At 33.1% G+C, this 26,294-nt stretch carries 28 protein-coding genes; 14 read left to right on the top strand and 14 right to left on the bottom strand.

Annotation, left to right across the window (positions count from 1 at the left end):
* Positions 1-8: 8 nt before the first annotated feature.
* Complete coding sequence (locus tag ACR9ES_RS10025; protein ID WP_274634442.1) at positions 9-470, top strand: Na(+)-translocating NADH-quinone reductase subunit F; 462 nt, start codon at positions 9-11, stop codon at positions 468-470.
* A 303-nt stretch (positions 471-773) separates the two neighbouring features.
* Here ACR9ES_RS10025 and nqrF read toward each other — a convergent pair whose 3' ends face one another.
* The 6 genes from nqrF to ACR9ES_RS09995 form a co-directional block, all read right to left on the bottom strand.
* Positions 774-2,090, bottom strand: coding sequence for an NADH:ubiquinone reductase (Na(+)-transporting) subunit F (nqrF, locus tag ACR9ES_RS10020; protein ID WP_435254115.1), 1,317 nt, complete (start codon positions 2,088-2,090; stop codon positions 774-776).
* Positions 2,090-2,839, bottom strand: coding sequence for an NADH:ubiquinone reductase (Na(+)-transporting) subunit E (gene nqrE / locus ACR9ES_RS10015; RefSeq protein ID WP_028891370.1), 750 nt, complete (start codon positions 2,837-2,839; stop codon positions 2,090-2,092). The genes nqrF and nqrE overlap by 1 nt, the downstream gene beginning before the upstream one ends.
* 71 nt (positions 2,840-2,910) lie before the next feature.
* Positions 2,911-3,555 (bottom strand): NADH:ubiquinone reductase (Na(+)-transporting) subunit D, encoded by a 645-nt coding sequence (locus tag ACR9ES_RS10010; RefSeq protein WP_028891371.1) that lies wholly within the window; start codon positions 3,553-3,555, stop codon positions 2,911-2,913.
* 2 nt (positions 3,556-3,557) lie between these two features.
* Positions 3,558-4,298: a Na(+)-translocating NADH-quinone reductase subunit C gene (locus ACR9ES_RS10005; RefSeq protein ID WP_274634443.1), complete on the bottom strand. Its 741-nt coding sequence runs from the start codon at positions 4,296-4,298 to the stop codon at positions 3,558-3,560.
* Between the two features lie 2 nt (positions 4,299-4,300).
* A complete protein-coding gene (locus ACR9ES_RS10000; RefSeq protein ID WP_028891373.1) occupies positions 4,301-5,506 on the bottom strand; it encodes an NADH:ubiquinone reductase (Na(+)-transporting) subunit B in 1,206 nt (401 codons plus the stop codon).
* Positions 5,507-5,509: 3 nt separating this feature from the next.
* Positions 5,510-6,862, bottom strand: coding sequence for a Na(+)-translocating NADH-quinone reductase subunit A (locus tag ACR9ES_RS09995; protein ID WP_435254114.1), 1,353 nt, complete (start codon positions 6,860-6,862; stop codon positions 5,510-5,512).
* Between the two features lie 161 nt (positions 6,863-7,023).
* Between ACR9ES_RS09995 and ACR9ES_RS09990 the strand changes: the two genes are divergently transcribed.
* The 3 genes from ACR9ES_RS09990 to ACR9ES_RS09980 all read left to right on the top strand — a co-directional run bounded on the left by ACR9ES_RS09990 (position 7,024) and on the right by ACR9ES_RS09980 (position 9,259).
* The gene (locus tag ACR9ES_RS09990) at positions 7,024-8,256 is read left to right on the top strand and encodes a DUF5103 domain-containing protein (protein ID WP_435254113.1); all 1,233 of its coding nucleotides are present in this window, start codon (positions 7,024-7,026) and stop codon (positions 8,254-8,256) included.
* 50 nt (positions 8,257-8,306) lie between these two features.
* Positions 8,307-8,693, top strand: coding sequence for a Co2+/Mg2+ efflux protein ApaG (apaG, locus tag ACR9ES_RS09985; protein WP_435255643.1), 387 nt, complete (start codon positions 8,307-8,309; stop codon positions 8,691-8,693).
* Between the two features lie 119 nt (positions 8,694-8,812).
* A complete protein-coding gene (locus tag ACR9ES_RS09980; protein ID WP_435255642.1) occupies positions 8,813-9,259 on the top strand; it encodes a DUF3667 domain-containing protein in 447 nt (148 codons plus the stop codon).
* A 520-nt stretch (positions 9,260-9,779) separates the two neighbouring features.
* On the opposite strand, the gene ACR9ES_RS09975 is transcribed toward ACR9ES_RS09980, so the two are convergent.
* The 4 genes from ACR9ES_RS09975 to ACR9ES_RS09960 all read right to left on the bottom strand — a co-directional run bounded on the left by ACR9ES_RS09975 (position 9,780) and on the right by ACR9ES_RS09960 (position 14,418).
* On the bottom strand, positions 9,780-11,105 hold the full coding sequence (locus ACR9ES_RS09975; RefSeq protein ID WP_435254112.1) for a hypothetical protein: 1,326 nt from the start codon (positions 11,103-11,105) through the stop codon (positions 9,780-9,782).
* Positions 11,106-11,110: 5 nt separating this feature from the next.
* Positions 11,111-12,889, bottom strand: a complete 1,779-nt coding sequence (locus ACR9ES_RS09970) for a hypothetical protein (protein WP_435254111.1) — start codon at positions 12,887-12,889, stop codon at positions 11,111-11,113.
* A gap of 105 nt (positions 12,890-12,994) precedes the next feature.
* Positions 12,995-13,666 (bottom strand): hypothetical protein, encoded by a 672-nt coding sequence (locus ACR9ES_RS09965; RefSeq protein ID WP_435254110.1) that lies wholly within the window; start codon positions 13,664-13,666, stop codon positions 12,995-12,997.
* Positions 13,667-13,701: 35 nt separating this feature from the next.
* Positions 13,702-14,418, bottom strand: a complete 717-nt coding sequence (locus ACR9ES_RS09960; protein WP_435254109.1) for an NRDE family protein — start codon at positions 14,416-14,418, stop codon at positions 13,702-13,704.
* Between the two features lie 140 nt (positions 14,419-14,558).
* Here ACR9ES_RS09960 and pruA point away from each other — a divergent pair, with 140 nt between their 5' ends.
* On the top strand, positions 14,559-16,184 hold the full coding sequence (gene pruA, locus ACR9ES_RS09955; protein WP_274635295.1) for an L-glutamate gamma-semialdehyde dehydrogenase: 1,626 nt from the start codon (positions 14,559-14,561) through the stop codon (positions 16,182-16,184).
* Positions 16,185-16,275: 91 nt separating this feature from the next.
* Here pruA and ACR9ES_RS09950 read toward each other — a convergent pair whose 3' ends face one another.
* On the bottom strand, positions 16,276-16,911 hold the full coding sequence (locus ACR9ES_RS09950) for a YceI family protein (protein WP_274635294.1): 636 nt from the start codon (positions 16,909-16,911) through the stop codon (positions 16,276-16,278).
* Between the two features lie 181 nt (positions 16,912-17,092).
* On the opposite strand from ACR9ES_RS09950, the gene ACR9ES_RS09945 reads away from it, so the two are divergent.
* From ACR9ES_RS09945 to ACR9ES_RS09930, 4 genes are all read left to right on the top strand, one after another.
* Positions 17,093-18,325 carry a DEAD/DEAH box helicase gene (locus ACR9ES_RS09945; RefSeq protein ID WP_435254108.1) on the top strand — a complete coding sequence of 411 codons (1,233 nt, stop codon included), beginning with the start codon at positions 17,093-17,095 and terminating at the stop codon, positions 18,323-18,325.
* Between the two features lie 77 nt (positions 18,326-18,402).
* Positions 18,403-18,732 (top strand): ArsR/SmtB family transcription factor, encoded by a 330-nt coding sequence (locus ACR9ES_RS09940; protein WP_274634479.1) that lies wholly within the window; start codon positions 18,403-18,405, stop codon positions 18,730-18,732.
* Between the two features lie 51 nt (positions 18,733-18,783).
* The gene (locus tag ACR9ES_RS09935) at positions 18,784-19,251 is read left to right on the top strand and encodes a DUF6428 family protein (RefSeq protein ID WP_435254107.1); all 468 of its coding nucleotides are present in this window, start codon (positions 18,784-18,786) and stop codon (positions 19,249-19,251) included.
* Position 19,252: 1 nt separating this feature from the next.
* Complete coding sequence (locus ACR9ES_RS09930) at positions 19,253-19,885, top strand: low molecular weight phosphatase family protein (RefSeq protein ID WP_435254106.1); 633 nt, start codon at positions 19,253-19,255, stop codon at positions 19,883-19,885.
* Here the strand turns inward: ACR9ES_RS09930 and rsmG are convergent.
* Positions 19,875-20,504 (bottom strand): 16S rRNA (guanine(527)-N(7))-methyltransferase RsmG, encoded by a 630-nt coding sequence (rsmG, locus tag ACR9ES_RS09925; protein WP_435254105.1) that lies wholly within the window; start codon positions 20,502-20,504, stop codon positions 19,875-19,877. The two genes, ACR9ES_RS09930 and rsmG, sit on opposite strands and share 11 nt — an antisense overlap.
* Before the next feature lie 145 nt (positions 20,505-20,649).
* On the opposite strand from rsmG, the gene ACR9ES_RS09920 reads away from it, so the two are divergent.
* Together ACR9ES_RS09920 and ACR9ES_RS09915 are read left to right on the top strand one after the other, a co-directional pair.
* Entirely contained in the window at positions 20,650-21,741 is a 1,092-nt protein-coding gene (locus tag ACR9ES_RS09920; protein ID WP_435254104.1) for a fatty acid desaturase family protein, read from the top strand.
* 23 nt (positions 21,742-21,764) lie between these two features.
* Complete coding sequence (locus ACR9ES_RS09915) at positions 21,765-22,952, top strand: pyridoxal phosphate-dependent aminotransferase (protein ID WP_435254103.1); 1,188 nt, start codon at positions 21,765-21,767, stop codon at positions 22,950-22,952.
* Positions 22,953-23,074: 122 nt separating this feature from the next.
* On the opposite strand, the gene ACR9ES_RS09910 is transcribed toward ACR9ES_RS09915, so the two are convergent.
* Positions 23,075-23,554, bottom strand: a complete 480-nt coding sequence (locus ACR9ES_RS09910; RefSeq protein WP_435254102.1) for a retropepsin-like aspartic protease — start codon at positions 23,552-23,554, stop codon at positions 23,075-23,077.
* 82 nt (positions 23,555-23,636) lie between these two features.
* Between ACR9ES_RS09910 and ACR9ES_RS09905 the strand changes: the two genes are divergently transcribed.
* Together ACR9ES_RS09905 and ACR9ES_RS09900 are read left to right on the top strand one after the other, a co-directional pair.
* Positions 23,637-24,401 (top strand): TatD family hydrolase, encoded by a 765-nt coding sequence (locus ACR9ES_RS09905; protein WP_435254101.1) that lies wholly within the window; start codon positions 23,637-23,639, stop codon positions 24,399-24,401.
* Positions 24,394-24,888 carry a methylated-DNA--[protein]-cysteine S-methyltransferase gene (locus ACR9ES_RS09900; protein ID WP_435254100.1) on the top strand — a complete coding sequence of 165 codons (495 nt, stop codon included), beginning with the start codon at positions 24,394-24,396 and terminating at the stop codon, positions 24,886-24,888. The genes ACR9ES_RS09905 and ACR9ES_RS09900 overlap by 8 nt, the downstream gene beginning before the upstream one ends.
* 69 nt (positions 24,889-24,957) lie before the next feature.
* Here ACR9ES_RS09900 and ACR9ES_RS09895 read toward each other — a convergent pair whose 3' ends face one another.
* Positions 24,958-25,407 carry a nucleoside deaminase gene (locus ACR9ES_RS09895; protein ID WP_435254099.1) on the bottom strand — a complete coding sequence of 150 codons (450 nt, stop codon included), beginning with the start codon at positions 25,405-25,407 and terminating at the stop codon, positions 24,958-24,960.
* A gap of 91 nt (positions 25,408-25,498) precedes the next feature.
* On the opposite strand from ACR9ES_RS09895, the gene ACR9ES_RS09890 reads away from it, so the two are divergent.
* Positions 25,499-26,266 (top strand): UDP-2,3-diacylglucosamine diphosphatase, encoded by a 768-nt coding sequence (locus tag ACR9ES_RS09890; protein WP_435254098.1) that lies wholly within the window; start codon positions 25,499-25,501, stop codon positions 26,264-26,266.
* Positions 26,267-26,294: the final 28 nt, after the last annotated feature.

Genomic DNA, 26,294 nt, shown 5'->3' with positions numbered 1-26,294 from the left:
TTTTGATTATGGAAATACCTAAAAGATTAGAGCAAGCACTTATAAAGCTTTATAACGCTTTTCATAATGACGAATTAAACCCTGAATGTTGTTCAGCTTGTGCAGTTGGTAATATTTTAGACAACCGAGATAGCTGGAAACACCTAACAAATGGTCATGGTTCGTTAGAGTTAAGCTATGTAGGTAGGGTACATCAAAATTTAGGTAGAAAATTTAATGGTTACTCTCCTTTAGAACTCTTACAAATTGAAAAAGTGTTTTTAGAAACTTGTGGATTTACAGTTCCGTTATGTCATTACAATCCAAAACCTCAAAACCCAACACATAAAGAAACTTTATTTAATGGTTTATGTGCTGTCGTTGCTCACTTGTGCAAACTAGAAGACTTACCAAATGTCATGGAGTATTCTAAGATTTTTGAATATGAACAAGACAGTCCTGTGTATAAGTTTGATGTGATTTACGAATAAATCATCTTGCAAAAAACATCGTTTTGCAATCAAAACACTTAAATTTTTTCTTATTGAAAAATATGACCTTTTGAAGAAAGCTTCTTCTTTTTCTTCTAACAAATGTAGATTGGCAATTTGGACAATTCATAGATTTAGTTTTATTATTTATTTAGTTGATAATCAAAAAATAAAATCATTTTTTTAAATCTAAAGTTAAAAAAAATACATTTTGTTGAAAATTAATTATGAAAAGTACTTTTTTATGCATAAAAAAACCGATACAATACTGTATCGGTTTTATATTTTAAAATCACTGAGTGATTATCCTCCAAAGTCATCAAAACGAATGTTTTCGTCATCAAGACCAAAATCTTCACCCATTTTTTGTACTGCTTTGTTCATTAATGGTGGCCCACAGAAATATAATTCTAAATCCTCAGGACTTTCATGCTTAGATAAATATTGGTCTATTACAACTTGGTGAATAAACCCAACAAAACCATCTCCGCTTTCATCATTAATATCTTTTTTAACCTTCCAGTTATCTTCTTCTAATGGCTCAGATAATGCCAAGTAAAATTTAAAGTTTGGAAAGTCTTTTTCTAATGCTCTAAAGTAGTGAATGTAGAATAATTCTGCTTTAGAACGACCTCCGTACCAGTATGTTACTTTTCTACCAGTCTTTAAAGTTCTAAATAAATGATAAATATGTGAACGCATTGGTGCCATACCAGCTCCACCACCTACATATAACATTTCAGCTTCAGAATCATTAATAAAGAATTCACCATAAGGTCCAGAAATAGTTACTTTATCTCCTGGCTTTTGATTAAAAATATACGAAGATGCCACCCCTGGATTTACATCCATCCATCCACCTTTAGCACGGTCGAAAGGAGGTGTAGCTACACGAACATTTAACATGATTTCTCTTCCTTCTGCAGGGTAAGAAGCCATAGAATATGCACGCTCTACAGTTTCTTCATTCTTCATTACCAATGGCCTTAGGTTAAATTTATCCCAATCAGCCTCAAATTTATCAGGCTCACCTGGATGATCTTGTGGATGAGCAGAAATATCCATATCAGCATATTTTACTTCACATGGTGGTATTTCAATTTGAATATACCCACCTGCTTTATAATCCATTTCTTCTGGAATCTCAACTACAAACTCCTTAATAAAGGTTGCTACGTTATAGTTTCTTACAACAGTTGCTTCCCATTTCTTAATTCCGAAAATTTCTTCTGGAATAGAAATATCCATGTCTTGTTTTACTTTTACCTGACATGCTAAACGAATACCATGTTGTAATTCTTTACGTGTAAAGTGAGGCGTTTCTGTTGGTAAAGCTTCACCTCCACCAGAGTTTACGTGACACTCACATTGTACACAAGAACCACCCCCACCACATGCTGATGGTAAGAAGATTTTTTCATTACCTAAGGTAGATAATAAAGTTCCTCCTGATGGTACTTCTATTGTTTTTTCACCATTGATTGTAATTTTTACAGGTCCAGATGGTGCTAACTTTTGTTTTACAAATAATAATAACGCTACTAAAACTAAGATTACCGCTAAAAACGCTAATACTGTAATAGCAACTGTTCCTCCTGTGCTTACTTCTAAAAATACCATTATTCTGTAATTTCTTTAGTGTTATTAGCTAATTCTTCAGCTTTCTCTTCAGTTGTTTCAACTTTCTTCTCTTCTACTTCTTTCTTTTCAACCTGAACTGCTGTAGTTTCTTCTTTTTTACCTTCATCATCACCACCTGTTAACATTCCACCGAAACTCATAAATCCGATAGCCATTAAACCTGTAATAATAAATGTAATTCCTAATCCTCTTAACGCTGGTGGTACAGATGAATATCTGATTTTTTCACGAATAGCTGCAATTGCTAAAATTGCTAAGAACCATCCGATACCAGAACCTACACCGTAAGTTAATGATAAACCTAATGTTGGGATTTCACGAGATTGCATGAATAACGATCCTCCTAAAATTGCACAGTTTACAGCAATTAACGGTAAGAAAATTCCTAAAGAGTTATATAATGCTGGTGCAAATTTTTCTACAATAATTTCTACCAATTGTACCATGGTTGCAATGGTTGCAATAAACATGATGAATGATAAGAAACTTAAATCATAGTCTGCATACTCAGCTCCTAACCACTTTAAAGCTCCAGGTTGTAATAAATACTGATCTAACAACCAGTTAACTGGTACAGTTACCGCTAATACGAAAATAACGGCTGCTCCTAAACCTACGGCTGTTGATACTTTTTTAGATACTGCAAGGTATGAACACATTCCTAAGAAGGTTGCGAATACCATGTTATCTATAAATATCGACTTGAAAAATAATTCTATATGTTCCATATTTTTATAGTATTTAGTATTGAGTTTATTGATAGCATCTCAATTCTCATATCTAACGTCTCATTACTATTTTAATCTTCTACTAATGCTTTATTTCTTGTACGTTGTACCCAAATAATAATACCTACAACGATTAATGCCATTGGTGATAATAACATAAATCCGTTGTTTTCATATCCTAAAGCATACAATCCTGTTTTCTCGATAGGATCTCCTAATACTTTAAATCCTAATAAAGTACCAGAACCTAATAATTCTCTAAAGAATCCTACAATAATTAAGATTACTGCGTATCCTAAAGCATTACCAATACCATCTAAGAAAGATCTCCAAGGTCCGTTACCTAAAGCAAAAGCCTCAAAACGTCCCATGATAATACAGTTGGTAATAATTAACCCAATAAATACCGATAAGGTTTTACTTAAATCGTACGCAAATGCTTTTAACACTTGGTCTACAATAATTACCAATGTAGCTACTACGATTAACTGTACAATAATTCTAATTTTTGATGGAATAATATTTCTCATTAACGAGATTACCACATTTCCTACTCCTAATACAAATAATACCGATAAAGACATTACAATAGAAGCTTTTAACTCTGCCGTAATTGCTAATGCAGAACAAATACCTAATACTTGAATAGTAATTGGGTTATTATCTGCTAATGGATCAGTAATTAACGCTGCGTCTTTTTTTGATAAAAGTCCCATATTTATTTTAATGTTTTAAAGTAAGGTACGTATAAACCTAATTCGGTTTTAATCATTGCAGCTACCCCGTCTCCAGTAATAGTTGCTCCTGCAATTGCATCTACCTCGTTATCATTTTTATCTTCGTTCTTTGGATCATTGTTTGATTTAGAAACTGCAATTCCTTTAAAAGAACCGTTGTTCATTAAATCTTCTCCAATAAAATCATCCATAAAGTAACGTTGCTTAATGTTAGCTCCTAAACCTGGTGTTTCTCCTTTATGATCAAAGAAAACTCCTTGAACTACCATGTTTTTATCCATTGCAACGTATCCCCAAATAGCATCCCAAAGACCTTTACCTCTAATTGGTGCGATGTAAAATGTAGTTCCATCTTTTTCACCAACAAATAATGGTAATTTTCTTGTTTTACCTTCTTTAGCTGCTGTTTGTTGTTTTTTAACATCAATTAAATATGCGTTAGCATCTTCAGAAACGTTTTCTCCTTCGATTACTAATTGCTTTTTGATGTATTTAGCAAACTCATCTGCTACTTTATCTTTTGAAACAAATACGATACTTGTTTCATCGTTTTCGTTTACACCCATTGCATACAAAATGTTTTGTTGCTTTTCGATACGTTTGTTAGCATCGATTGTTGGGCGAAGTGATGACGCTGTAAAAGCTAACAACGCACCCACTACTAGTACCATTCCTATTGCGAATACTACCGTATATACATTACTATCTGTCTTCTTACTCATAATTAGGCAGTTTTAGCTTTTAAACGTTTTAATCTTCTCTTTACATTTCCTTGAACCACATAGTGATCGATAGTTGGAGCAAATACGTTCATTAATAAGATCGCTAACATTACTCCTTCTGGATATGCTGGGTTGAATACACGAATCATAATCGAGATAAATCCGATTAAGAAACCGTAAATCCATTTTCCTTTGTTAGTTTGTGCTGCTGTTACAGGGTCAGTTGCCATGTAAACCGCACCAAATGCAAAACCTCCAATTAATAAATGCTTCCAGAAATCTAAACTCATTAATCCGTAAAACTTACTCGTTTCACCAACCCATCCCATATCAACTACTTGGTTAAAGATGAATCCCATTACTAAAGCTCCGATTACTGAAGATAACATAATTCTCCAGCTTCCAATCTTTGTAAAGATTAAGAATAAAGCTCCTAATAAGATTAATAATGTTGAAGTTTCTCCTACTGAACCTGGAATAAATCCGAAGAACATATCAGAAACTGAATAACTAATTGGTTGTGATTGTGCTAAACTTCCTAAAACTGTTTCACCAGAAATTGCATCAGCAGTTCCAGCAGCTTCTACAGCTCCGTGAACCCATACTTTATCTCCTGACATCCAAGTTGGATATGCGAAGAATAAAAATGCACGAATTGTTAACGCTGGGTTTAAGATGTTCATTCCTGTACCACCAAATACTTCTTTACCAATTACAACACCGAAAGCTACAGCTACGGCTAACATCCATAATGGTAAGTCTACTGGTACGATTAACGGAACTAACATTCCTGTTACTAAGTAACCTTCTTCTACTTCGTGTCCTTTAATTACAGCAAAGATAAATTCGATTACTAAACCTACTAAATACGATACAATTACTAATGGTAAAATTTTAGTTAAACCAACTAGGAAGTTGTCCATATTCCAAAAGTCTCCACTAAAGAAAGACATTCCTTCAGTAAAGCCATTAATTGCAGCGTTGTGTTGATACCCTGCATTAAACATACCGAAAAGTAAACATGGTACTAATGCCATAATTACTGTATTCATGGTACGCTTTAAATCATCGGCTGCCTTGATATGAGTTCCTCCATGAGTAGTCTCATTTGGCAAATATAAAAAGGTGTGGATTGCGTTAAACGCAGGTGCCATCTTAGTACCTTTATATTTCTCTTTTAAATTATGTAAATTTTGTTTTAAGCCCATATCTTATCCTAATTCTTCTCTCATTAAATCTAATCCTTCACGAATTATTTTTTGGTGAGGTTGTTTCGATACACAAATAAATTCTGTTAATGCAAAATCTTCTGGTGCAATTTCATAAGCTCCTAATCCTTCCATTTCGTCAAGATCTTTATACATACAAGCTTTTAATAATTGCATCGGATAGATATCTAACGGAAAAATTTCTTCATACGAACCAGTTACCACAAATGCTCTGTGCTCACCGTTAGTATTCGTATTTAAGTCATATTTTTTCTTCGGGTTTAACCAAGAGAATGTCAATGCTCTAGAAGTAGATATCTTGTCAAAGATTGGCTTATTCCATCCGAAGAATTCATAGTCATCTCCTTCTGGAATTGCAGTAATTACATTGTCGTAATATCCTAAGAAACCATCTTCCCCAACTTGCACACCGCTTAACACGTTTCCGCTAATAACACGTGCATTAGTAGTTTCTAAGTTTCCTTTAACAACATCAGCAATTTGCGCTCCTGCCTTAGCAGTTACGTATTGTGGTTTGTTAAATTTAGAACCTGCTAAAGCAATTGTACGTGTAACGTTAAACTTACCTGTTAATAATAACTCCCCAATAACAACTAAGTCTTGTGGAGTTACTACCCACACAACTTCTCCTTTATTAATAGGATCAATTTGTGCAATTTGAGTACTTACGTTACCTACAGGGTGTGGACCAGAAACTTTATGTAACTCAACACCTTTAACCCCATTAAATGGAGATAATGTTGAATTTGCTGCTACAGAAACATGTACTTTACCAGTAGTTAACTTTGTTAACGCTGTTAAAGCTGCTTGTAACTCTGCTTCTTTACCTTTTAACGCATAATCATAATCTGCTGCTAAAGGTGCACTTGCATAGGCTGATACAAAAATAGCTTTTGGTGCTTGATTTGGATTTGCAACTACGTCATATGGACGTTGCTTTACAAACGGCCAACAACCTGAAGCAAATAAGTGGTTTTTCACCTCTTCTCCAGACATTGCATCAACATCTTTTTTACCAAAATCTTTGTATTCCTGCTGTGCATCAGCAGTGATTTTAATTGCTAAAACTTTTCTTCGTGCTCCACGAACGATTTCCGTAACTTTACCACTAACTGGACTAGAGAATAAAATACGCTCGTCACTTTTTGCATGAAAAAGTGCTTCACCTGCTTTTACTTCTGTACCTTCTTTTGCTAAAATTTTAGGAATAACGCCGTGAAAATCATCTGGCTTTACTGCAAATACACCACCTAATGGAAGTTCGGTAGTTACCTGTTCTGCCTCGCCAACTAGCTTGATATCCAAGCCTTTCTTAATACGGATGTCTTTTGACATAGGAACTGATTAATTTGATTTTCTTAAAAACACGCAAATTTAAAAATTTTACCCCCCTTTACAGAACAAAACAATCCATATCTTTACTTTATCTTCTTATTTATATTTATTCTAAATAAAAACCTTGTCTTTGGCGTATATTTTGATATTTTTGTTACATTATGAAATTAAGAAACCTACTTATACTTGTTTTTTTCTGTGCTATTTCAAACTATGCTCAAAACATAAAAACAGTTCAACTACGTCCTAAGCACAATTCTGAACAATACGCACCAATTGTACGTTTAGGAGATGTTTTAAAACTATCTTTTGATGATTTAGAGGCTGATAGCAAACAATATCAATACAAAATTGAACACATGACACATGATTGGAAACCTAGCTCTATGACTAGCAACCAATACATTCAAGGTTTTGAGCAAAACGAAATCATCAATTTTTCAAATTCGTTCAACACACTTCAACCCTACACGCATTATTGGGTTGAAATACCAAATCAAAACACCATTATTACTAAAAGTGGCAATTATTTAATTTCTGTTATTGATGAAAATTACGAGGTTGTTTTCACTAGAAAATGTGTATTTTATGAAGATATAACCACCGTAGGTGTGGCTGTTTTTAGAAGTAGAAATACCGCTACAGCTAACGAACAACAAACTGTTCAATTTTCAATAAATCATCCGAACTTACAAATCAACAATCCTGCACAAGAAATTAATGTAACACTTTTTCAAAATCACAATTGGAACACCGCCATTAACAATTTACAACCTGTTTTTACAAAACCTCATCAATTATTATACAACCACACTGTAGATACTAATTTTTGGGCAGGTAATGAGTTTTTAAATTTTGACACCAAATATATTAGAAGTAGCAGTTTAAATGTTGCTAGAGTTACACGTGACAATTTATATCACAGTTATTTATACACCGATGAACCCAGAGCGGACAAACCTTACACCTACAATCCTGATATTAACGGACAATTCGTAATAAGAACTACCGAACGTGATGCAAACAACGAACAAGATGATACCGAAGCTGATTACTCTTTAGTCCATTTTTCATTAGATTCTTTTGAACCTTATGAAAACAAAGACGTGTATGTGTATGGCGCTTTCAATAATTATGAATTATCAGAAGAAAACAAAATGTCGTATGATTCTAGTCAAAGTATATACAAAGCTGTTTTACCTTTTAAACAAGGATTTTACAACTACAGTTACGCTACTTTAAACTCTAACAATTCTATAAACCTACATGAAATTGACGGTTCTTTTTATCAAACCGAAAACGAATATACCGTAATTGTTTACTACAAACCGTTTGGTGAAATTTATGACAGAGTTATAGGTGTTGGCAACGGTTATTTTAATCAAAATAGGTAAGCCTTACAATAAACATTGACTAAAAAGTGAAAAAGAACTATCTTTATCCTATGTTTCAGCAAGTAACTAAGGGGATAAAAATTTCGGTAAAAACTTCTTTTAAGAATACCGTGTACAAGGGCTATCAGCAGTATTATGCCTTTAGCTACTATATTACTATTGAAAACAAATCGAAAGAAACGGTAAAGCTCCTGGAACGTTTTTGGGTAATTTTTGATGCTCTTAACAATATTGAATATGTAGAAGGTGAAGGTGTTGTTGGCGAAACCCCTATTTTACAACCAAACGATGTTTACAATTACAGATCTAACTGCTTTTTACTCTCTACAACTGGAGCCATGGGTGGCAACTATAAAATGATTAATACCAAAACCCTTGAAGAGTTTTTAGTAACCATACCTACATTTCAACTAACTACTACGCCTACTTTAAACTAAATGATTAAAAAAATAAAGTTCCTGTCGTAAGAGATGCTAACTGCCTTAACTGCGGATGTCCTTTTACCAATAATTAGAAATTCTGCCCTGAATGCGGACAAAAAAACAGAGGTGAAAAAATTACCTTAGCAACCTTTCTTCGTGAACTTTTTGCTGGATTCTTTTCTTTAGATACAAAGTTTTGGAGAACCTTAATTCCTTTATTGATTAGTCCCGGAAAGGTTTCAAAAGATTATATTGAAGAAAAACGTGTTCGATACACCAATCCGTTTCGATTTTATTTAGCTACAACAATTATTTTCTTTTTGATTTTGGGAGCAATTAATAGTTACGACCATTTTGAAAGACTTAGAAAAGGAACTCTTGAAAAATCATCTCCTATAAGTGTTAATAACGAAAATAATCAAGAAAAAATACTCAGAATTGGTCAATTACACGATTTAGTTTTCGGTGAAATAAAGATCAATCAAAAGAAATTAGACTCTTTAAATCAAAACAAAAAAGATTCGGTACCTCAACTGGACTCAATAGTTAACAACTACAACAATTCTACTATCGAAGTTTGAAGAAAAAAATCCAACTCTTTCTTCTGAAAAAGCTTTAGATAGTTTAGGTATTGAGAAAAATTTCAGCAACAGGTTCTTGTATTCTAAGGTAAAACTTGTAAACTCTTACCTTAGAAGTGATGAAGAGCATTCAAAATTTAACAAACAACTATATTCACATATTTCAATTTCACTATTTGTACTACTTCCACTGTTTACACTCTTCTTGTCGTTTATGTATATTAGAAGAAAATTTACCTATGTTGAGCATTTAGTGTTTGTTTTTCATGTTCAAACCGTATTTTTCTTACTCGCCAGTATTTTTTACATTATAGGCTTCATCAATAAAAGTGGCAATAATTTACCTACAATTTTTTCAGTGCTTTTTTTACTATATTTATTTATAGCAATGAAAAAGCTTTACGGGCAGTCGTTCTTTAAAACCCTAGTAAAATACTTTATTGTAAACACCGTTTTTATAAACTTAATGTTTATAGGTATTCTAGTTGTGTGGATTATAACTTTCGCTCTGTATTAATTTTTAATTCAATAGTTGTAAAAAGAAGTTTTTTGAAGTATTTTTTAACTTTACTGTTGCTTTTAAGTCATTACTACTAGCTACAAACAATTGTATTGATTGTACTTTATCTAGATATTTGTTTTTGAAGGAGTATACGCCCCTATCTTTAGCTTGATATTGAGCCACATCAAACAAAAAATAAAACTTATCATCAAGTTTTTTAAGCTTATTTAAAACTGGTTGTTTTTGCGAAGTGAATTGTAGCTCTCCCTCATTACAAAAACTATAGGTAGTAAATAAAGGCATAAGAGTTAACACTTCGCTATTGTTTACTCTTTTGATTACCTCTTTTTCATGCAAATACTCACATAATCCCTCTCCTTCTAAATTAAAAGTTACGTTAGGAGTTATTGTATTTTGAATTTCTTTTTTGGCAACCTTGTTAAAGTCATCATCGTACTCATAAGTTACAATAGTGTCTGATTTCGTAACAAAGGAAGAGAGGTTAAAGTCCATTACCCCATTCCATTTAGTCGTGATAGAATCCAACGATAATGTAGTAAGCTTTTTAAATTTTCCTGAAGCATTTTCAGGCAAAATATTGACTAACTTTTTTATATTTAGTTTCCCTGAAATAATAGTGATAGCATCAGCTTCAAAACCAGCTTTAAAAGGTAAGAAAATATCGTTATTTTCATTTAATTTCCCTTCAATACTTAACTGACCTTCATCAACCAAGACTTTGAAAAAGTCTCCTTTATTGGTACTGAATGCTATCGGGCTTTTATGCTTTTTAATATTCGAAAAAATTTCAGCATCATCAGAAAAGTAATTCCCTTTATCAAGAGCCTTTATTAACTCATTAGAAACCTTAGCACTTTTATCAATCTTAAATAGTACTTGAACTTTATTATTGTTAACTACACAAGTAACTTGTTGTTTCCTGTAAATGGTAGTTATACCTACCTTTTCTTCTTTAAATCCCGTCTCTTTTAAAACTTCAACAAAATTATTTTTAACCGAAACTTTATTACTGATTAAAAATCCTTTAAACTCTTGTTTATTGGTATACAGAAACACATTACTTGGAATTTCAATTTGATCTAACAACGAGCGTTGTTTTTCTTTTACTGCAGATGATTTTTTAAAGTCTAGTTGAGAAAATGGATGCTCTAAAAAACTGGTAAGTATATTGTATTCTATTTCTCGAAGGTTGATATGTACAACCGCCTCTGCAGAAACAGGAACCTTTTCTGTATAAATTACGGTTGGATTATACCTAAAAAACCCAACCGTAACTATAATACAGCATACTATAAGAAAGGTATATGCTATTTTTTTTATCATTCAGTTTATTTAGCTACCGAATTGATAAACTTTAATAATAATTTTAAGGTGTTTTCTTCTGTACCTTGTGTTGAAAGTTTTAACTCAGAAGAAATTGTATTCCCTTTCATTCTAGACACTCTAAACACAGCATCATTCATGTTTTCAGTAGAAAAATGTAACGCTTCTTTTTCTGACTTACTCATCCACTCGTTTGGTACTTTGTTTAAAACAGCATTTACATCAACATATAATACTGTTGAGTTATTCCTAACTAATTTACTGTGTTTTTTAGTATTGAAATTTGTAGTACCGTTTGCAATATTTAATGCTCCAGTTTTAGAGGTCGTTAAATACAACACATCGTTTTTAACCACTGAGTATAACCCAAATGGTAAATCAGCTTTTTTAGTTACAAACTCAACCACATTATCCTGAATTTTTACCGCCTTGTGCTTTTCTCCTATTCTGTAAAACTTATTTAATAAATCTTCTTTTTCAGAGCCAATCATTAATGTAAAATCTGGCACAAAATCTTCTTTTGTTTTTGTTACCTCTTTACGCTTATAATTCTTATCATACTCATAAGTAGTGTACTCAACTTCTTGTTTAGCAAAATCGTTCAATACCAACAACGCATCACCTGTAATTAATTCTCCAATTGCTTTTTCATCTATCACTAAAGAAAATAAATCTCCTACAATTTCAATTTCTTCTTGAAACTTAGGTAAAATGCCACCGTACATTTTGTTTACCAATTCTGGATACTGTTTTAACGTTTCTTCAGTGTTTAAAGAAATACTCCAAAAAGCTAAAGCTTTATCATGATCGAAGCTATTAACTAAATTACGATCCATTCTCTTATTATAAATCTTCTTAAAAGACCTTTTCATATCAGAACTAACTGCCATATCTAACAAAACTCTTGCATCTTCTTTTTCAAAAAACAAGTTTGCTGTTACTTCTTCTACTCCGTAAACATTTTGATTTCCTTCTGCATACAAAGGATAAAAGCTGTTTCCAAAAGATTTGAAAATATCTGTCATTAACTCACCATAATTACGCACCCATAATGTTGCTGATGAATTCTTCTTTTTACTTTTTTGAAATTTTCTGTTTGAAGCAATTGATTTAGAGTAGTTTTTATCAAAAACATTCAATCCATATTCTTTCGACCATTCTCTAGCTAATCTTCTCTTAAAGTTATAATTGTATTCTCCTTCTTCTTTTAATTGCTCTAAACGCTCTTTGTTATCAGAGAAAAATGATGAAGACATACTTCCGTTTATAAGTAATAACGTGTGGTCATTCCAAATTTTAAAAGAAGAACGTCCTGCGATGTAACTATAGTTTCCTTCCGTTTTAAGTTTCTTTTTTTCGCGTTCATACAACAAAGATTCAAACGTTTTTCTATCGTTTAACTCAACATAAAAGTTATGATACGAAATGCTATCCGTCTTTGTTAAGAAATAATATGCGTTTGCATTAATATTCACACCTGCCTTAGCTACAGAAGAAACTTTATGCTTAATTACTTCATTATCTTTACTTCTTTCTTGATTTTCATCAACAACTACTGATTGAGACTTAACCTCGTAATTCCTATAATCTCTATTTAAATCTTTTAAAATCTCTCTTCCAATAGCATTTTCATCAATATCTGACACATTGATTAACTTAAATAAGTTTTCTGCATTTGCAGAAATTAATACATCAACATTCTCAGGTATTTTAGTCTCTAATCTTTGAGCTTGTATAACTGTAATTGTGTTTAAAAGCAGCAGTGTAGCAATAATTTTTTTCATCTGTTTGTTTTTACTTTTTAAAATCATAAGTAACCTTTGATGATTAAAGTAATCTTTATACTTTCTATTTAAAAGATTTTTAACCATGTGGGTTTCATCCTGATTTTAATTCTCTAATTGAATTTTATTTTTGATTGTTTGTGTGTTCGATATAATATCTTGCGCTTGTAAATGCAGCATAATTGCTTTTTTACTTTTTGATATTCTTGCTTGGTTATTCTCAGTTGATTTTATAGGTTCTTCAAATCGATAAACACTCGTGTACGTAGCCGTTTCAAATACTTTACGATCTTGATTTTTTGTTTTTTGAAACTCTTTTCCTAAATCGAAATGATGACTACGAGTAAACGTTTTCTTTTCTTTATTAAATGTGAAATGCTGATTCTTCTTAATCGCTTCTATATGCTTTTTTGAACTGAAGTTAGAAATCACTTCGTTCAAAGCTTCAACATTATCAAAATCACACGAAACAGTTACGATAAATTCGTTAAAATCTAACGTGTTTTTTACGTTATGAACCCCTTTGGTCTGCTTTATTTTGTAAACTATTTCGTTTACTTTGTTTCTAATAGTAGTTTTAGATGGTACTTTGTAACCATTAATACTATCAAGCAACATTATTGAAGCTAATTTTGTTTTACTTTTACTTAAATTGATAGTTAACACAGCACTACCCGAACCATCTTTTTTAAAGCTAACTTCTTCTACAAACTCAAAGCAGCTTGTAAACAAAAAAGTAGAAATAAGTGAGAATAGCAATAGTAATCTTTTGTTCATATTAAATTTTTGGCAAAGATACCAAATAGGTTTAATTACGAACGAATGATTTCTTCTTGTATTGTGTTAATATTTGAATGTAAATCGTAGTAAGTCATAGTTAGTTCATTGTCTTTTTTTACCACAGAAGTAATACTTACTGTTTCAACATAACTACGTTTCATTTTTAATGAAATTTCTGGAGTTCCTCTGGTTTCATCTTGATGAAAGTTAACGATATTTAACTGATTAATCTCTTGAGTAGCATTCAACCATTCTGAAAACCATTCTCTTCTTAACTGTTTCATTTCTTCACCATATAAGGTAGAAGATGACCATATTTTAGGTTCACTACCTAACTCTTGAAAATATTTTTCAACTCCATCCCAAACCAACTCGTATGCTTTTAGTTCGTTTACCCAATCTACCAACACAATTGTAAATGGCTCTATTCCTTCAAAATTAAAATTCTCAATCATTTCAAAAGGATTATCAACCTTTAGTAATTGCTTTACAATAACTCCCCTACTCATGCGGTAAGATTCCGCTCTTTTGTGTTTGGCAAAACCTCCGTTCAATAAACAAATCAACCGGTGTTTTTCGCTTAAACCAATCCATGTCCCACCAGCTAGCTCATCTTTCGGATAGGTTAACTTCACTCCTTCTTCACAGTAAGTTTTTGGCGCAATTGTTTTACGCTTCGGATCTTCATCTCTATTAGAAGTTAAAATAAAATTATTATCCTTTAAAGGTAAATAAGTTACCGTACACATGTTGTTCTCCTTTTATTAAATTCAAGCCTTTTGTCCACCTAAATATTCCTAAAATAACCTTAACTTTGTCTTTTTAAGAAAGTTTTCAAGACTTTTCAATAACAAAGAAAGAAATTTAATTCAACAAACAACATACAAAAATGGGAAAAGGATTTTTTCACGTACCGACTGCCATTAATGAAACTGTAAAAGGATACGCTCCTGGATCTCCAGAGCGCGAAGCAGTTTCTAAACAATACAAAGAATATTTTAACGGATCTATGGATGTACCAATGTATATCGGTAGTGAAGAAGTTAGAACAGGAAAGACTGAAAACATGACTCCTCCTCACGATCATCAACATGTAGTAGGGCAATATCATGTTGGAGACAAATCGCACGCTGAAAAAGCTATCGCTGTTGCTTTAGAAGCTCGTAAAGAATGGGCACAAATGCCTTGGGAGCAAAGAGCTGCTATCTTTTTACGTGCTGCTGAATTAATCGCAGGTCCTTACCGTGCAAAGATTAATGCTGCAACAATGATTGCACAGTCTAAAACAGTTCATCAAGCAGAAATCGATTCAGCTTGTGAGTTAATCGACTTCTTACGTTTTAACGTAGAGTATATGACTGATATTTACAGTGAGCAACCTAATTCTGATGACGGAATTTGGAATCGCGTTGAATACAGACCATTAGAAGGATTTGTGTACGCTGTAACCCCTTTTAACTTTACTGCTATTGCTGGAAACTTACCTGCATCTGCAGCAATGATGGGGAATGTTGTAGTTTGGAAACCTTCTAGTAGCCAAGTTTTTTCTGCGAACGTAATTATGCAAATCTTTAAAGAAGCTGGTTTACCTGATGGTGTTATCAATTTAGTATTAGGAAATCCTGCTGATATTACTGAAGTTGTATTAGCTTCTCCTGATTTTGCTGGAATCCACTTTACAGGTTCTACAAACGTATTCCAAGATATTTGGAAGAAGATTGGAGAAAACATCCACATCTATAAAACATATCCAAAAATTGTTGGTGAAACAGGAGGTAAAGATTTTATCATCGCTCACCCATCAGCAAACGCTAAGCAAGTAGCTACTGGTATTTCTCGTGGTGCTTTCGAATTCCAAGGGCAAAAATGTTCTGCAGCTTCAAGAGTATACTTACCAAAATCATTAGCTGAAGAAACTTTAAATTATGTAAAAGAAGATATCGCTTCTTTTAAAATGGGTTCTCCAGAAGATATGAGCAACTTTATCACAGCTGTAATCCACGAAGGATCTTTTGATAAATTAGCTAGCTATATCGACCAAGCTAAAGCTGATGCTGATGCTGAAGTTATTGCAGGTGGTAACTACGATAAATCTAAAGGATACTTTATCGAGCCAACAGTTATCTTAACTACTAATCCTAAATACACGACTATGGAAACTGAATTATTCGGTCCTGTAGTAACTATTTATGTATACGAAGATGCTGATTGGGCTGAAACATTACAATTAGTTGATGGAACTTCTGAATACGCTTTAACAGGGGCTGTATTCTCTACAGATCGTTATGCAATTGCTGAAGCTACTAAGGCATTAGAAAACTGTGCTGGTAACTTCTACGTAAACGATAAGCCAACAGGTGCTGTAGTAGGACAACAACCATTTGGTGGAGCAAGAGCTTCAGGAACAAACGATAAAGCAGGATCTGCCCAAAACTTATTACGTTGGGTATCTCCTCGTTTAATCAAAGAAACATTTGTTTCTCCAACTGATTACCGTTACCCTTTCTTAGGATAGGATATTCCGATTACGGAACTCTATATAACTAAAAGCAACCTCACTTCGGCTACGCTCAGTAACCAAGTAGGTTGCTTTTTTATTTCCTTAATTAACTCAACTCAATTTTCATATTCAAATACAACCATTTTGTTGGTACATCTAATGATTGTCCGTTTACTAGCTTATCATAATCAATACCCCAATCCAATAAATTTACTTGACCTTGTAGTACTAATTCACTAGACATGCTTTCGTATGAATTTCTAATTCCTGTTGCAAAAAACTTCACTTCTTTTTCAACTCCTTTAATAGACATCGCACCATTAATTTGATACCAATCCACTCCCATCACATACACATTGGTCGTTTTAAACCTTATTTTTTCGTTGTTATCGCTAATAAAAACTCCTTTGGTTTTAACTCTTTCAGTTAAATCAGCCACATCACCTCTACATGCTTTAAATGAGTTAGGATCTACTTCAAAAGAAATACGCATATTTTCTAACGGATTTCCAGCATCCATTCGCACAGGAATTTCCACTTTTAAATCGTCTACAATACCTCCAAACGGTGTGCTACAATGTCCGTGTGTTACAAACATATTAATCGTTTGATTTTTTTCTGTTTTTTCAACCTCTGTTTTCTCTTTTATAGTAGGTACTGAAGTTTTAGTAGCATAACCACTAATAAAAACTACTGTTAACAATAACACTCCTAACAGAAGGCCTTTTTTTATACTATTCATAATTTCAAATTTTAAAGTTTCCTCAAAATTATCAGAGCCTATCGTGAAAAATGCAAATCAATTGTCAAAAAAGTGTAAAAAGTACCTTTAACAAGGCTTTTATACTTAGTTTGCCCTCTGAAATACTATAAAATAAATGTTTCATCATTCCTTTTAACCTACCTTTGCAAAAAATATTTTGATGCAGTTTTCAGACCTACAACTTAGCAAGTCTATCTTAAAAGCACTTAATGAAGAAAGACACCACAAACCAACTCCGGTACAAGAAGAAGTAATTCCGTTAGTACTCAATAAAAAAGATGTGATTGTAGCTGCTCAAACAGGTACAGGTAAAACTGCTGCTTTTGCGTTGCCTATTATTCAAGAGCTTTCTGAAGAAGCTGATGTTGAAAAAAGAGCCAAAAAGATAAAAGCGTTAGTGGTGAGCCCTACTCGTGAATTAGCGATTCAAATTCAAGAAAACTTTAAAACCTATAGCAAATACACTAATTTAAGAACTACTGTTATTTATGGTGGTGTTGCCATACAGCCACAAAAAGATGTTTTAGAAAAAGGAGTGGATGTTTTAATCACTACCCCAGGTCGTTTTATCGATTTGCACCAACAAGGCAGTATTGATGTTCGTCAATTAAAAACATTGGTGTTAGATGAAGCCGATTTAATGCTAGATATGGGCTTTATTGAAGATGTACAAAAAATTGAAGAATTGTGTCCGCGTAAAAAACAGACCTTACTATTTTCTGCAACAATGCCTAATAAAGTAAGTGATTTGGCTAAGTCGATGTTATACAAACCTGAAAAGGTAGATATTTCTCCTGCGGAAACGACCTCAACTAACATTGGTCAGTTACTGTATTACACACCAAAAAAGCATAAGGTCGACTTATGTTTACACTTGCTTCGTAATACTATACATGGACGTATTATTATCTTCCGTCGCACCAAATTTGGAGTTGACAAATTGGAGAAAACACTTCAAAAAAACGGATACAAAGCAACCAGTGTACACGGTGATAAATCGCAAAACTTACGAAATCAAGCTATCGAAGATTTCAAAAATAACAAAGCCAATATTTTAATTGCTACCGATCTTGCTGCTCGTGGAATTGACGTTAGCAAAGTAGATGCAGTAATTAATGTTGACTTACCTAACATTCCTGAAACATACGTACACCGAATTGGTAGAACTGGTAGAGCAGGTAAATCTGGAATTGCCTTTTCATTATGTAGTGCCGATGAAACTTCTTACATCAAAGCTATTCAAGAATTTATGGATAGAACTATAAAAGTTATAGAAGATCATCCATTCCCTTTAGCAAAGCCTAAGCCTAAAAAGCAGCCAAACACCATTAGCAAACACAAAAAAGGAAGAAAATCAGAAGCTTCTAAAAAGAAGAAAAGACGCTGGTATTAAACTTTTTATAAAAAATAACACTAAAATAATTGGTGTTTTATTTATTAATCGTAATATTGCAATATACAGATTAAGTAATGGGATTAACCAAATCAGAAATATTTACTGAAGAGCAAAATCAATTGGCTACCATCGCAAAAGTGTTGGGACATCCTGCTCGTATTGCCATTTTACAACACTTATTCAAATTGAATTCTTGCGTGTGTGGTGACTTGGTAAATGAAATCGGTTTGGCGCAACCTACCATTTCGCAGCATTTAAAGGAATTAAAAAAGATTGGTATCATTAAAGGAACTATTGAAGGAACTAGCGTTTGCTATTGCATCAATCCATCAACTTGGAAAGAAATTAAAACCTTGCTTTCTTCTTTTTTAAACCTTGATATGAATAACCAGAGTTGTTGCTAAAAAAAATTTGAAACCATTAATCGTAATATTACAATTAAAAAAAACAAAACCATGAAACTATCAGAAATTAAACAACATTTAAGTACGTTAAAAACTATTGCTTTTCAATTACCTGACGGAAGCTTAGTGCCTAATCATTTTCACGTAACAGAAGTAGGAAAAATTACCAAAAACTTTATCGATTGTGGTGGAGTTGTTAGAAATGAAGAAGTGGTAAACTTTCAATTATGGAATGCGAATGATTATGATCACAGATTGCATCCAGAGAAGTTAATCCACATAATTGAATTATCAGAAAAAGTATTAAACATTCCTGATTTAGAAATTGAAGTAGAATACCAAGGAAGTACGATTGGAAAGTATGGATTAGATTTTGACGGAACTAACTTCTTATTAACTACAAAACAAACAGATTGTTTAGCGAAAGATAACTGCGGAATTCCACAAGAAAAACCAAAAGTGAAATTAGCTGATTTGCAAAAGCAAACTGCTTGTACACCAAACTCAGGATGTTGTTAATATGAAAGCAAGAACCTCAACGCTATTTTCTGAACTACAGGAAACTATTTCTAGCTTACCAACTGTTTCAGAAGAACGAAAAGAAGTTTTACAACTGCTTGTAAACTATATTCAGGAAAAACTGGAGAATAAGGAGATGATAAGCCTAAATTTTATTTGCACACACAACTCCAGAAGAAGTCATTTGTCGCAAGTATGGGCGCAAACTATGGCGTATCACTATCAAATACCAAATGTAAACACTTATTCTGGTGGTACAGAAGCTACCGCTATGAATTCAACAGTTGTTACTACTTTAGTTGATAACGGATTTAAAATTCAACAATTATCTGATGGAACAAATCCTATTTACGCAGTAAAGTATGCTGATAACACACCATCTATTATAGGTTTTTCTAAAAAGTATGACGATAACTTTAATCCAACCTCAAGCTTTTGTGCTATTATGACTTGTTCACAAGCAGATGAAGGATGTCCGTTTATCGCGGGTGCTGATAAAAGGATACCTGTTACTTATGAAGATCCAAAATTATATGATGGAACACCTTCTGAAAAAGAAAAATACTCAGAAAGAAGTTTACAAATTGCATCTGAAATGCAGTATGTATTTTCTTCAATAAAAACTAGCCTTTAAACTTTATTGGTAAGTGCACCACTTTTTTAGTTTCGAAGAAGTCTTCTTCAAAAAAGTCTGGTAAATCATAAATGGTGGCTTTAGGGAAGTTCGCAAGTTCTTCTGTAAGGTCACCACCTTTTAAATATAAAATTCCGTTTTTCAACGCGTGGTTTTCTTTCTTTTTTACCTTATTTTTTACCCAACGATGAAAGGTTTCCATTTGCGCTACCGCTCTACTTACAATAAAATCATAGGTTTCATCTACCTCCTCTACGCGTCCGTGAGTCGTTTTTACATTTTGTAAACCTAACCCTTCTACTACTTCGTTAACCACTTTAATCTTCTTCCCAATAGAATCTACCAAGTGAAATTGCGTTTCTGGAAATAAAATTGCCAACGGAATTCCTGGAAAACCTCCACCAGTACCTACATCCATCACATTTGCTCCTGGTTGAAACTCCATTACCTTCGCTATTCCTAATGAATGTAATACATGACGTAAATACAATTCATCAATATCTTTACGAGAAACAACGTTAATTTTTAAATTCCAATCTTGATACAATTCTTGCAACTTAGAAAATTGTTCTAATTGTGTTTCCGTTAAATTGCCAAAGTATTTTTTTATAAGTTCCATCTAGTGATTTTTTCCGCTGCAAAAATAAAAAACAATTTGGTATTGTTAATTTTTAAGTAAAAGATATTAATCTGGTTAAAAAGTTGGTCTATAGCAATAACCGTGAACCAAAAACGTTTATTTTTGCGAGACAAACAAACAACAAATGACGACAGTAAACTTCTCAAGAATAGACAAAACAAAGTTCTTTAGAACTTTAAACAAAAGAGTTAATACATACTTTAAAGAAAACGAAATTAAACGTACAGGAAACTGGAAATTATACACAAAGGCAATAATTATGTTAGCTATTTTTATTGTTCCTTTCATATTAATTTTAACTATTGATATGTCTCAATGGATAAAATTAGCCTTAACTGTATTAATGGGAGTTGGAATGGCTGGAGTTGGAATGAATGTAATGCACGATGCTAACCATGAATCTTTCTCAAGCAAAAAATGGGTAAACAAACTTTTTGGAAGCAGTATTTATATTTTAGCAGGTAATGTGTACAACTGGAAAGTACAACACAATGTATTACACCATACCTACACAAACATTCAAGATCATGATGAAGACATGGATGCTGGTAGAATCATCCGTTTTTCAAAGCACTCACAATGGTTATGGATTCACAAATTTCAAAAATATTATTCAATCTTTTTATACGGATTGTTAACTATTAACTGGGCAATTACTACCGATTTTAAGCAGATGCATAGCTATTTAAAACGTAAATTATCGTACGGAGAATTCCCTAACCCAGCAAAAGAATGGACAAAATTAGTGGTTTCTAAAGTGATTTATTATGCTCTTTGGTTGGCATTACCAATCGTAGTTACAGATGTTGCTTGGTGGAAGGTATTAATCGGATTTTTTGTAATGCACTATACTGCAGGAATCATTTTAAGTGTAGTTTTCCAATTAGCACACATCGTTCCTAAAACAGAAACTCCTTTACCTGATGAAGACGGAAATATGAAAAACACCTGGGCTATTCATCAGTTATATACCACTGCAAATTTTGCCCCTAAAAACTGGTTTATCAATTTCTATACAGGTGGATTAAATCATCAAGTAGAACACCATATTTTTCCTCATATTTCTCATATTCATTATGATAAATTAGCTAAGATTGTAAAAGAAACTGCTAAGGAATTTAATCTTCCTTATAACGAATACAAAACAACTCGTAGAGCAGTTATTGAGCATTTCAGACATTTAGCTGAGTTAGGAAGAAAACCTCAATTAGCATAATCAACACACAAGATAACAACACAATGTCAAACGCATTATCAAACAGAATTAACAGTTTACCTGTATCGCAAACTTTAGCTATGGCAGCTAAAGCAAGAGAATTAAAAGCTGAAGGTAGAGATATCATCAGTTTAAGTTTAGGAGAGCCTGATTTTAACACTCCTGATTTTATTAAAGATGCCGCTATTGAAGCCATCAATCAAAATTACAATTCATATACTCCTGTAGACGGATATGTAGAATTGAAAGAAGCTATTTGCGAAAAATTTAAGCGTGATAACGACTTAACATACACACCAAACCAAATTGTAGTTTCTACAGGAGCAAAACAATCTATTGCTAACGTAGCACAAGTATTGTTAAATCCTGGTGATGAAGTGTTATTACCTGCTCCATATTGGGTAAGCTATTCTGCAATTGCTACGTTATGTGAAGCAACCTATACAGAAATTCCTTCTTCTATTGATACTGATTTCAAAATCACTCCAGAGCAATTAGAAGCAGCAATTACACCAAAAACAAAGATGATTTTCTTCAACTCACCAACTAACCCTAGTGGTTCTATTTATAATGAGGAAGAATACAGAGCTTTGGCTAAAGTATTAGAGAAGTATCCAAACATCTATATCTTATCAGACGAGATTTACGAGCATATCAACTACGGAACAAAGCCATTTAGCTTTGCTGCTATTGAAAGCATGTACGACCGCACCATTACTGTTAACGGATTAGCGAAAGCATTTGCTATGACAGGATGGAGAATCGGTTATATTGGTGCTCCTGAATGGATTGCTAAAGCGTGTACAAAAATGCAAGGTCAAATTACTTCAGGAACCAACTGTATTGCACAACGTGCTGCAATTACCGCTGTAAAAGCATCGCCAGAAAAAGTACAGTACATGGTAGATGAGTTTAAAAACCGTAGAGATTTAGTATTACAATTACTAGGTGAAATTGACGGTTTCAAATTAAACGTACCTGAAGGTGCTTTTTATATTTTCCCAGATATTTCTGATTTCTTCGGAAAAACCATCCGTGGAAAAGAAATTAAAGATGCTAACGATTTTTCTATGTTGTTATTAGAAGAAGCTAATGTAGCTACAGTTACTGGTGAAGCCTTTGGCGCTCCAGACTGTATCCGTTTATCGTATGCTGCTTCTGAATTACAATTACGTGAAGCTATCAAGAGAATTAAAGAAGTTTTAAGTTAAAACTAAAAATCCTTTATAAAAAAAGACCTCACAACTTTCTAAAATCTGTGAGGTCTTTTTTGTTAGTAAGCGCTACTTTTTATAAATCTTCCTATGATAAACAATTGGCTATCGCCCTGCGATTAAAAAGGAACTTTCAATTTTCTAACCTTTTTCTTTTTTGGCTTCTTTAAATACAATGCTTTTTTATTGTAATCTATAAACGCTTTTCCAGCTTCTAAAATATCTGCACCAATAATCCCATCAACTTCTTGTGCATTATGTTGTTTTAAGGCAGTATTTACATGCGTTAAGTCAAACAATACTAAATCACAAGCTTCAGTTTTCCACTTCCCTATTTTCAATGAATTATTTTCCGACTTGTGTGTTTCCATATCGGTTGCTCCAGCTCCTGCTGCTTTTACCTCACTCTCTTCAGAAACAAGTTTAAAACGCTCAATTAAATCCAATCCAACACATGAATTAGACGCTCCTGTATCCAGAATAAAAGCTCCCTTCACCCCATTAATTTCAGCAGTTAACTCCAAATGATTAGTCACCATTTTTTTGAGTTTTATTTTGATGTATTTCTTTTTTCGTAATACTTTTTTCAAACTTGCCATTTCTTGTACTTTTGTCCTCGCAAAGATACAATATAATACAATGTACCCTTGAACACAGTCGAAAGGGATTTCTATTAAAATTATGATAACCGATACACATACACACCTATACTCAAGCCAGTTTGATGAAGATAGAAACGAAATGATACAACGTGCAAAAGATACTGGGGTTTCTCGTTTCTTTATTCCTGCGATTGATAGTTCTTATACTGAACGTATGTTCGATTTAGAAAAAAACTACCCGAACGATGTGTTTTTAATGATGGGGTTACACCCAACTTCGGTAAAAGAAAACTACCAAGAAGAATTAGCGCATGTAAAAGAATGGTTAGACCAACGTGATTTTTATGCAATTGGTGAAATTGGTATCGATTTGTATTGGGATAAATCATTTTTACCACAACAACAAGAAGCTTTTCGTACGCAAATTCAATGGGCTAAAGAAAAACAATTGCCGATTGTTATCCACTGTCGTGATGCCTTTGATGAAATTTTTGAAGTTTTAGAAACTGAAAAAGGAGACGATTTATACGGAATTTTCCACTGTTTTACAGGAACCTTAGAACAAGCTGAGAAAGCAATTTCTTATAACATGAAATTAGGAATTGGTGGTGTAGCGACTTTTAAAAATGGAAAGATTGACAAGTTCCTAAACCAAATAGACATCAAACACATTGTTTTAGAAACCGATTCTCCTTACCTAGCTCCTACTCCGTACCGAGGAAAACGTAATGAGAGTAGCTATATTACCAATGTTGTAGATAAGTTAGTAGATATTTACGGATTAACTTTCGATGAAATTTCGGAAATTACAACACAGAACTCTAAAGACGTTTTTGGTGTCTAACCTACAAACTACATATTATAAAACTCCTATTGGGATTGCCAAAATTGAAGGTGATGAAAGCGGAATCCAATCAATCTCCGTACTAGATGAAGATACCTCAACTCCAATCAGTACTCAAAAAGATGTTCCTGCTTATTTACAAGAATGTGTTACACAATTGGACGAGTATTTTGCAGGAACAAGAACAGCGTTTGATTTACAATTGAATCCTCAAGGAACAATCTTTCAGCAATCGGTTTGGAATGAGCTATTACATATTCCTTTTGGTAGCACCAGAACGTATTTAGAACAAACCAAACAGTTAGGAGATGTCAAAGCCATTCGTGCTGTAGCTTCAGTGAATGGTAAAAACCCTATTTGGATCGTTATTCCGTGCCACAGAGTTGTAGGTTCTGATGGCTCATTAACAGGATATGCAGGGGGTATTTGGCGTAAAAAATGGTTATTGGAACACGAAAGTGGAGCAAAACAACAAACACTATTCTAATTTTCGTCAAGCTAAACTCGTTTCAGCTTCGCATCCTAAAAAGATTCCTGCCTACGCAGGGATGGCAACTTAATTCAAATTGCGTTTTTCAATAAAAAATTTCTTCAACAAAAACCCGCATTCTTCTTCTAAAACCCCTGATATTACCTTTGTTTTTGGATGTAATTTTGTTTTTAATACACTAAAACCAAGCTTTGGTTCACTTGCTCCGTACACTATTTTACCTATTTGCGTCCAGTAACTCGCTCCTGCACACATCTGGCAAGGTTCTAATGTAACATACAAAGTACAGTCTTTTAAATACTTTCCACCTAAAAAGTCTGCTGCTGCAGTAAACGCTTGCATTTCAGCATGTGCGGTAACATCATTTAACAACTCTGTTAAGTTATGTGCTCGTGCTATTATTTGATTTTTAAAAACAATAACTGCACCAACAGGAACCTCTCCTTTATCAAAAGCTAACTCAGCTTCTTGAAAAGCTTTTCTCATAAAGTAGGCATCATCAAATGGATTCATCAACAAGAGTTTTTGTAAATACGAAAACAAATGTAGCCAAAATTTGTTTGTGTAAACTCTAGGTAAAATACTTATTTTTACCAAAATTTACGATTTGATTTCAATCAATACTTCTGAGAATAAAAAAGTCTATTTTGCTTCTGACCAACATTTAGGAGCTCCAACTTCTGAAGCTAGTTTTCCTCGTGAACAAAAGTTTGTTGCATGGTTAAACGAAGTTAAGAAAGATGCTGAGGCTATTTTTATTTTAGGTGATTTATTTGATTTTTGGTTCGAATACAAAACTGTAGTACCTAAAGGCTTTGTTCGTGTTTTAGGTAAACTTGCTGAAATAAAAGATAGTGGTATTCCGATTTACTTTTTTGTTGGAAATCATGATTTATGGATGCATGATTATTTTGAAAAGGAATTAAACATTCCTGTATTTCATTCACCTCAAGAATTTAAAATCAACGATAAATTATTTTTAATAGGCCATGGTGATGGGTTAGGACCTGGAGACAAAGGGTATAAACGTATGAAAAAAGTGTTTACATTCCCGCTATTTCAATGGATGTTTCGTTGGCTACATCCAGATTTAGGTGTTCGATTAGGACAATACATGTCGGTTAAAAACAAATTGATTTCTGGTGATGAGGATGCTAAATTTTTAGGCGAAGACAATGAATGGCTAGTACAATATTGTAAACGTAAATTAGAAACCAAACACTACGATTATTTTGTTTTTGGACACAGACATCTTCCTTTAGAAATTCAACTTAAAGAGAACAGTGTTTACCTTAATACAGGGGATTGGATTCAGTATTATACCTATGCGGTTTTTGAAAACGATAAACTATTTTTAAAAGAATATAAACAATAAAAAGAGCACCTCAAAAAGGTGCTCTTTT

The organism is Tenacibaculum sp. A30 (genome assembly GCF_051200845.1).
Taxonomy (GTDB): Bacteria; Bacteroidota; Bacteroidia; order Flavobacteriales; family Flavobacteriaceae; genus Polaribacter.
This window is presented reverse-complemented; position numbering and strand designations above follow the sequence as displayed.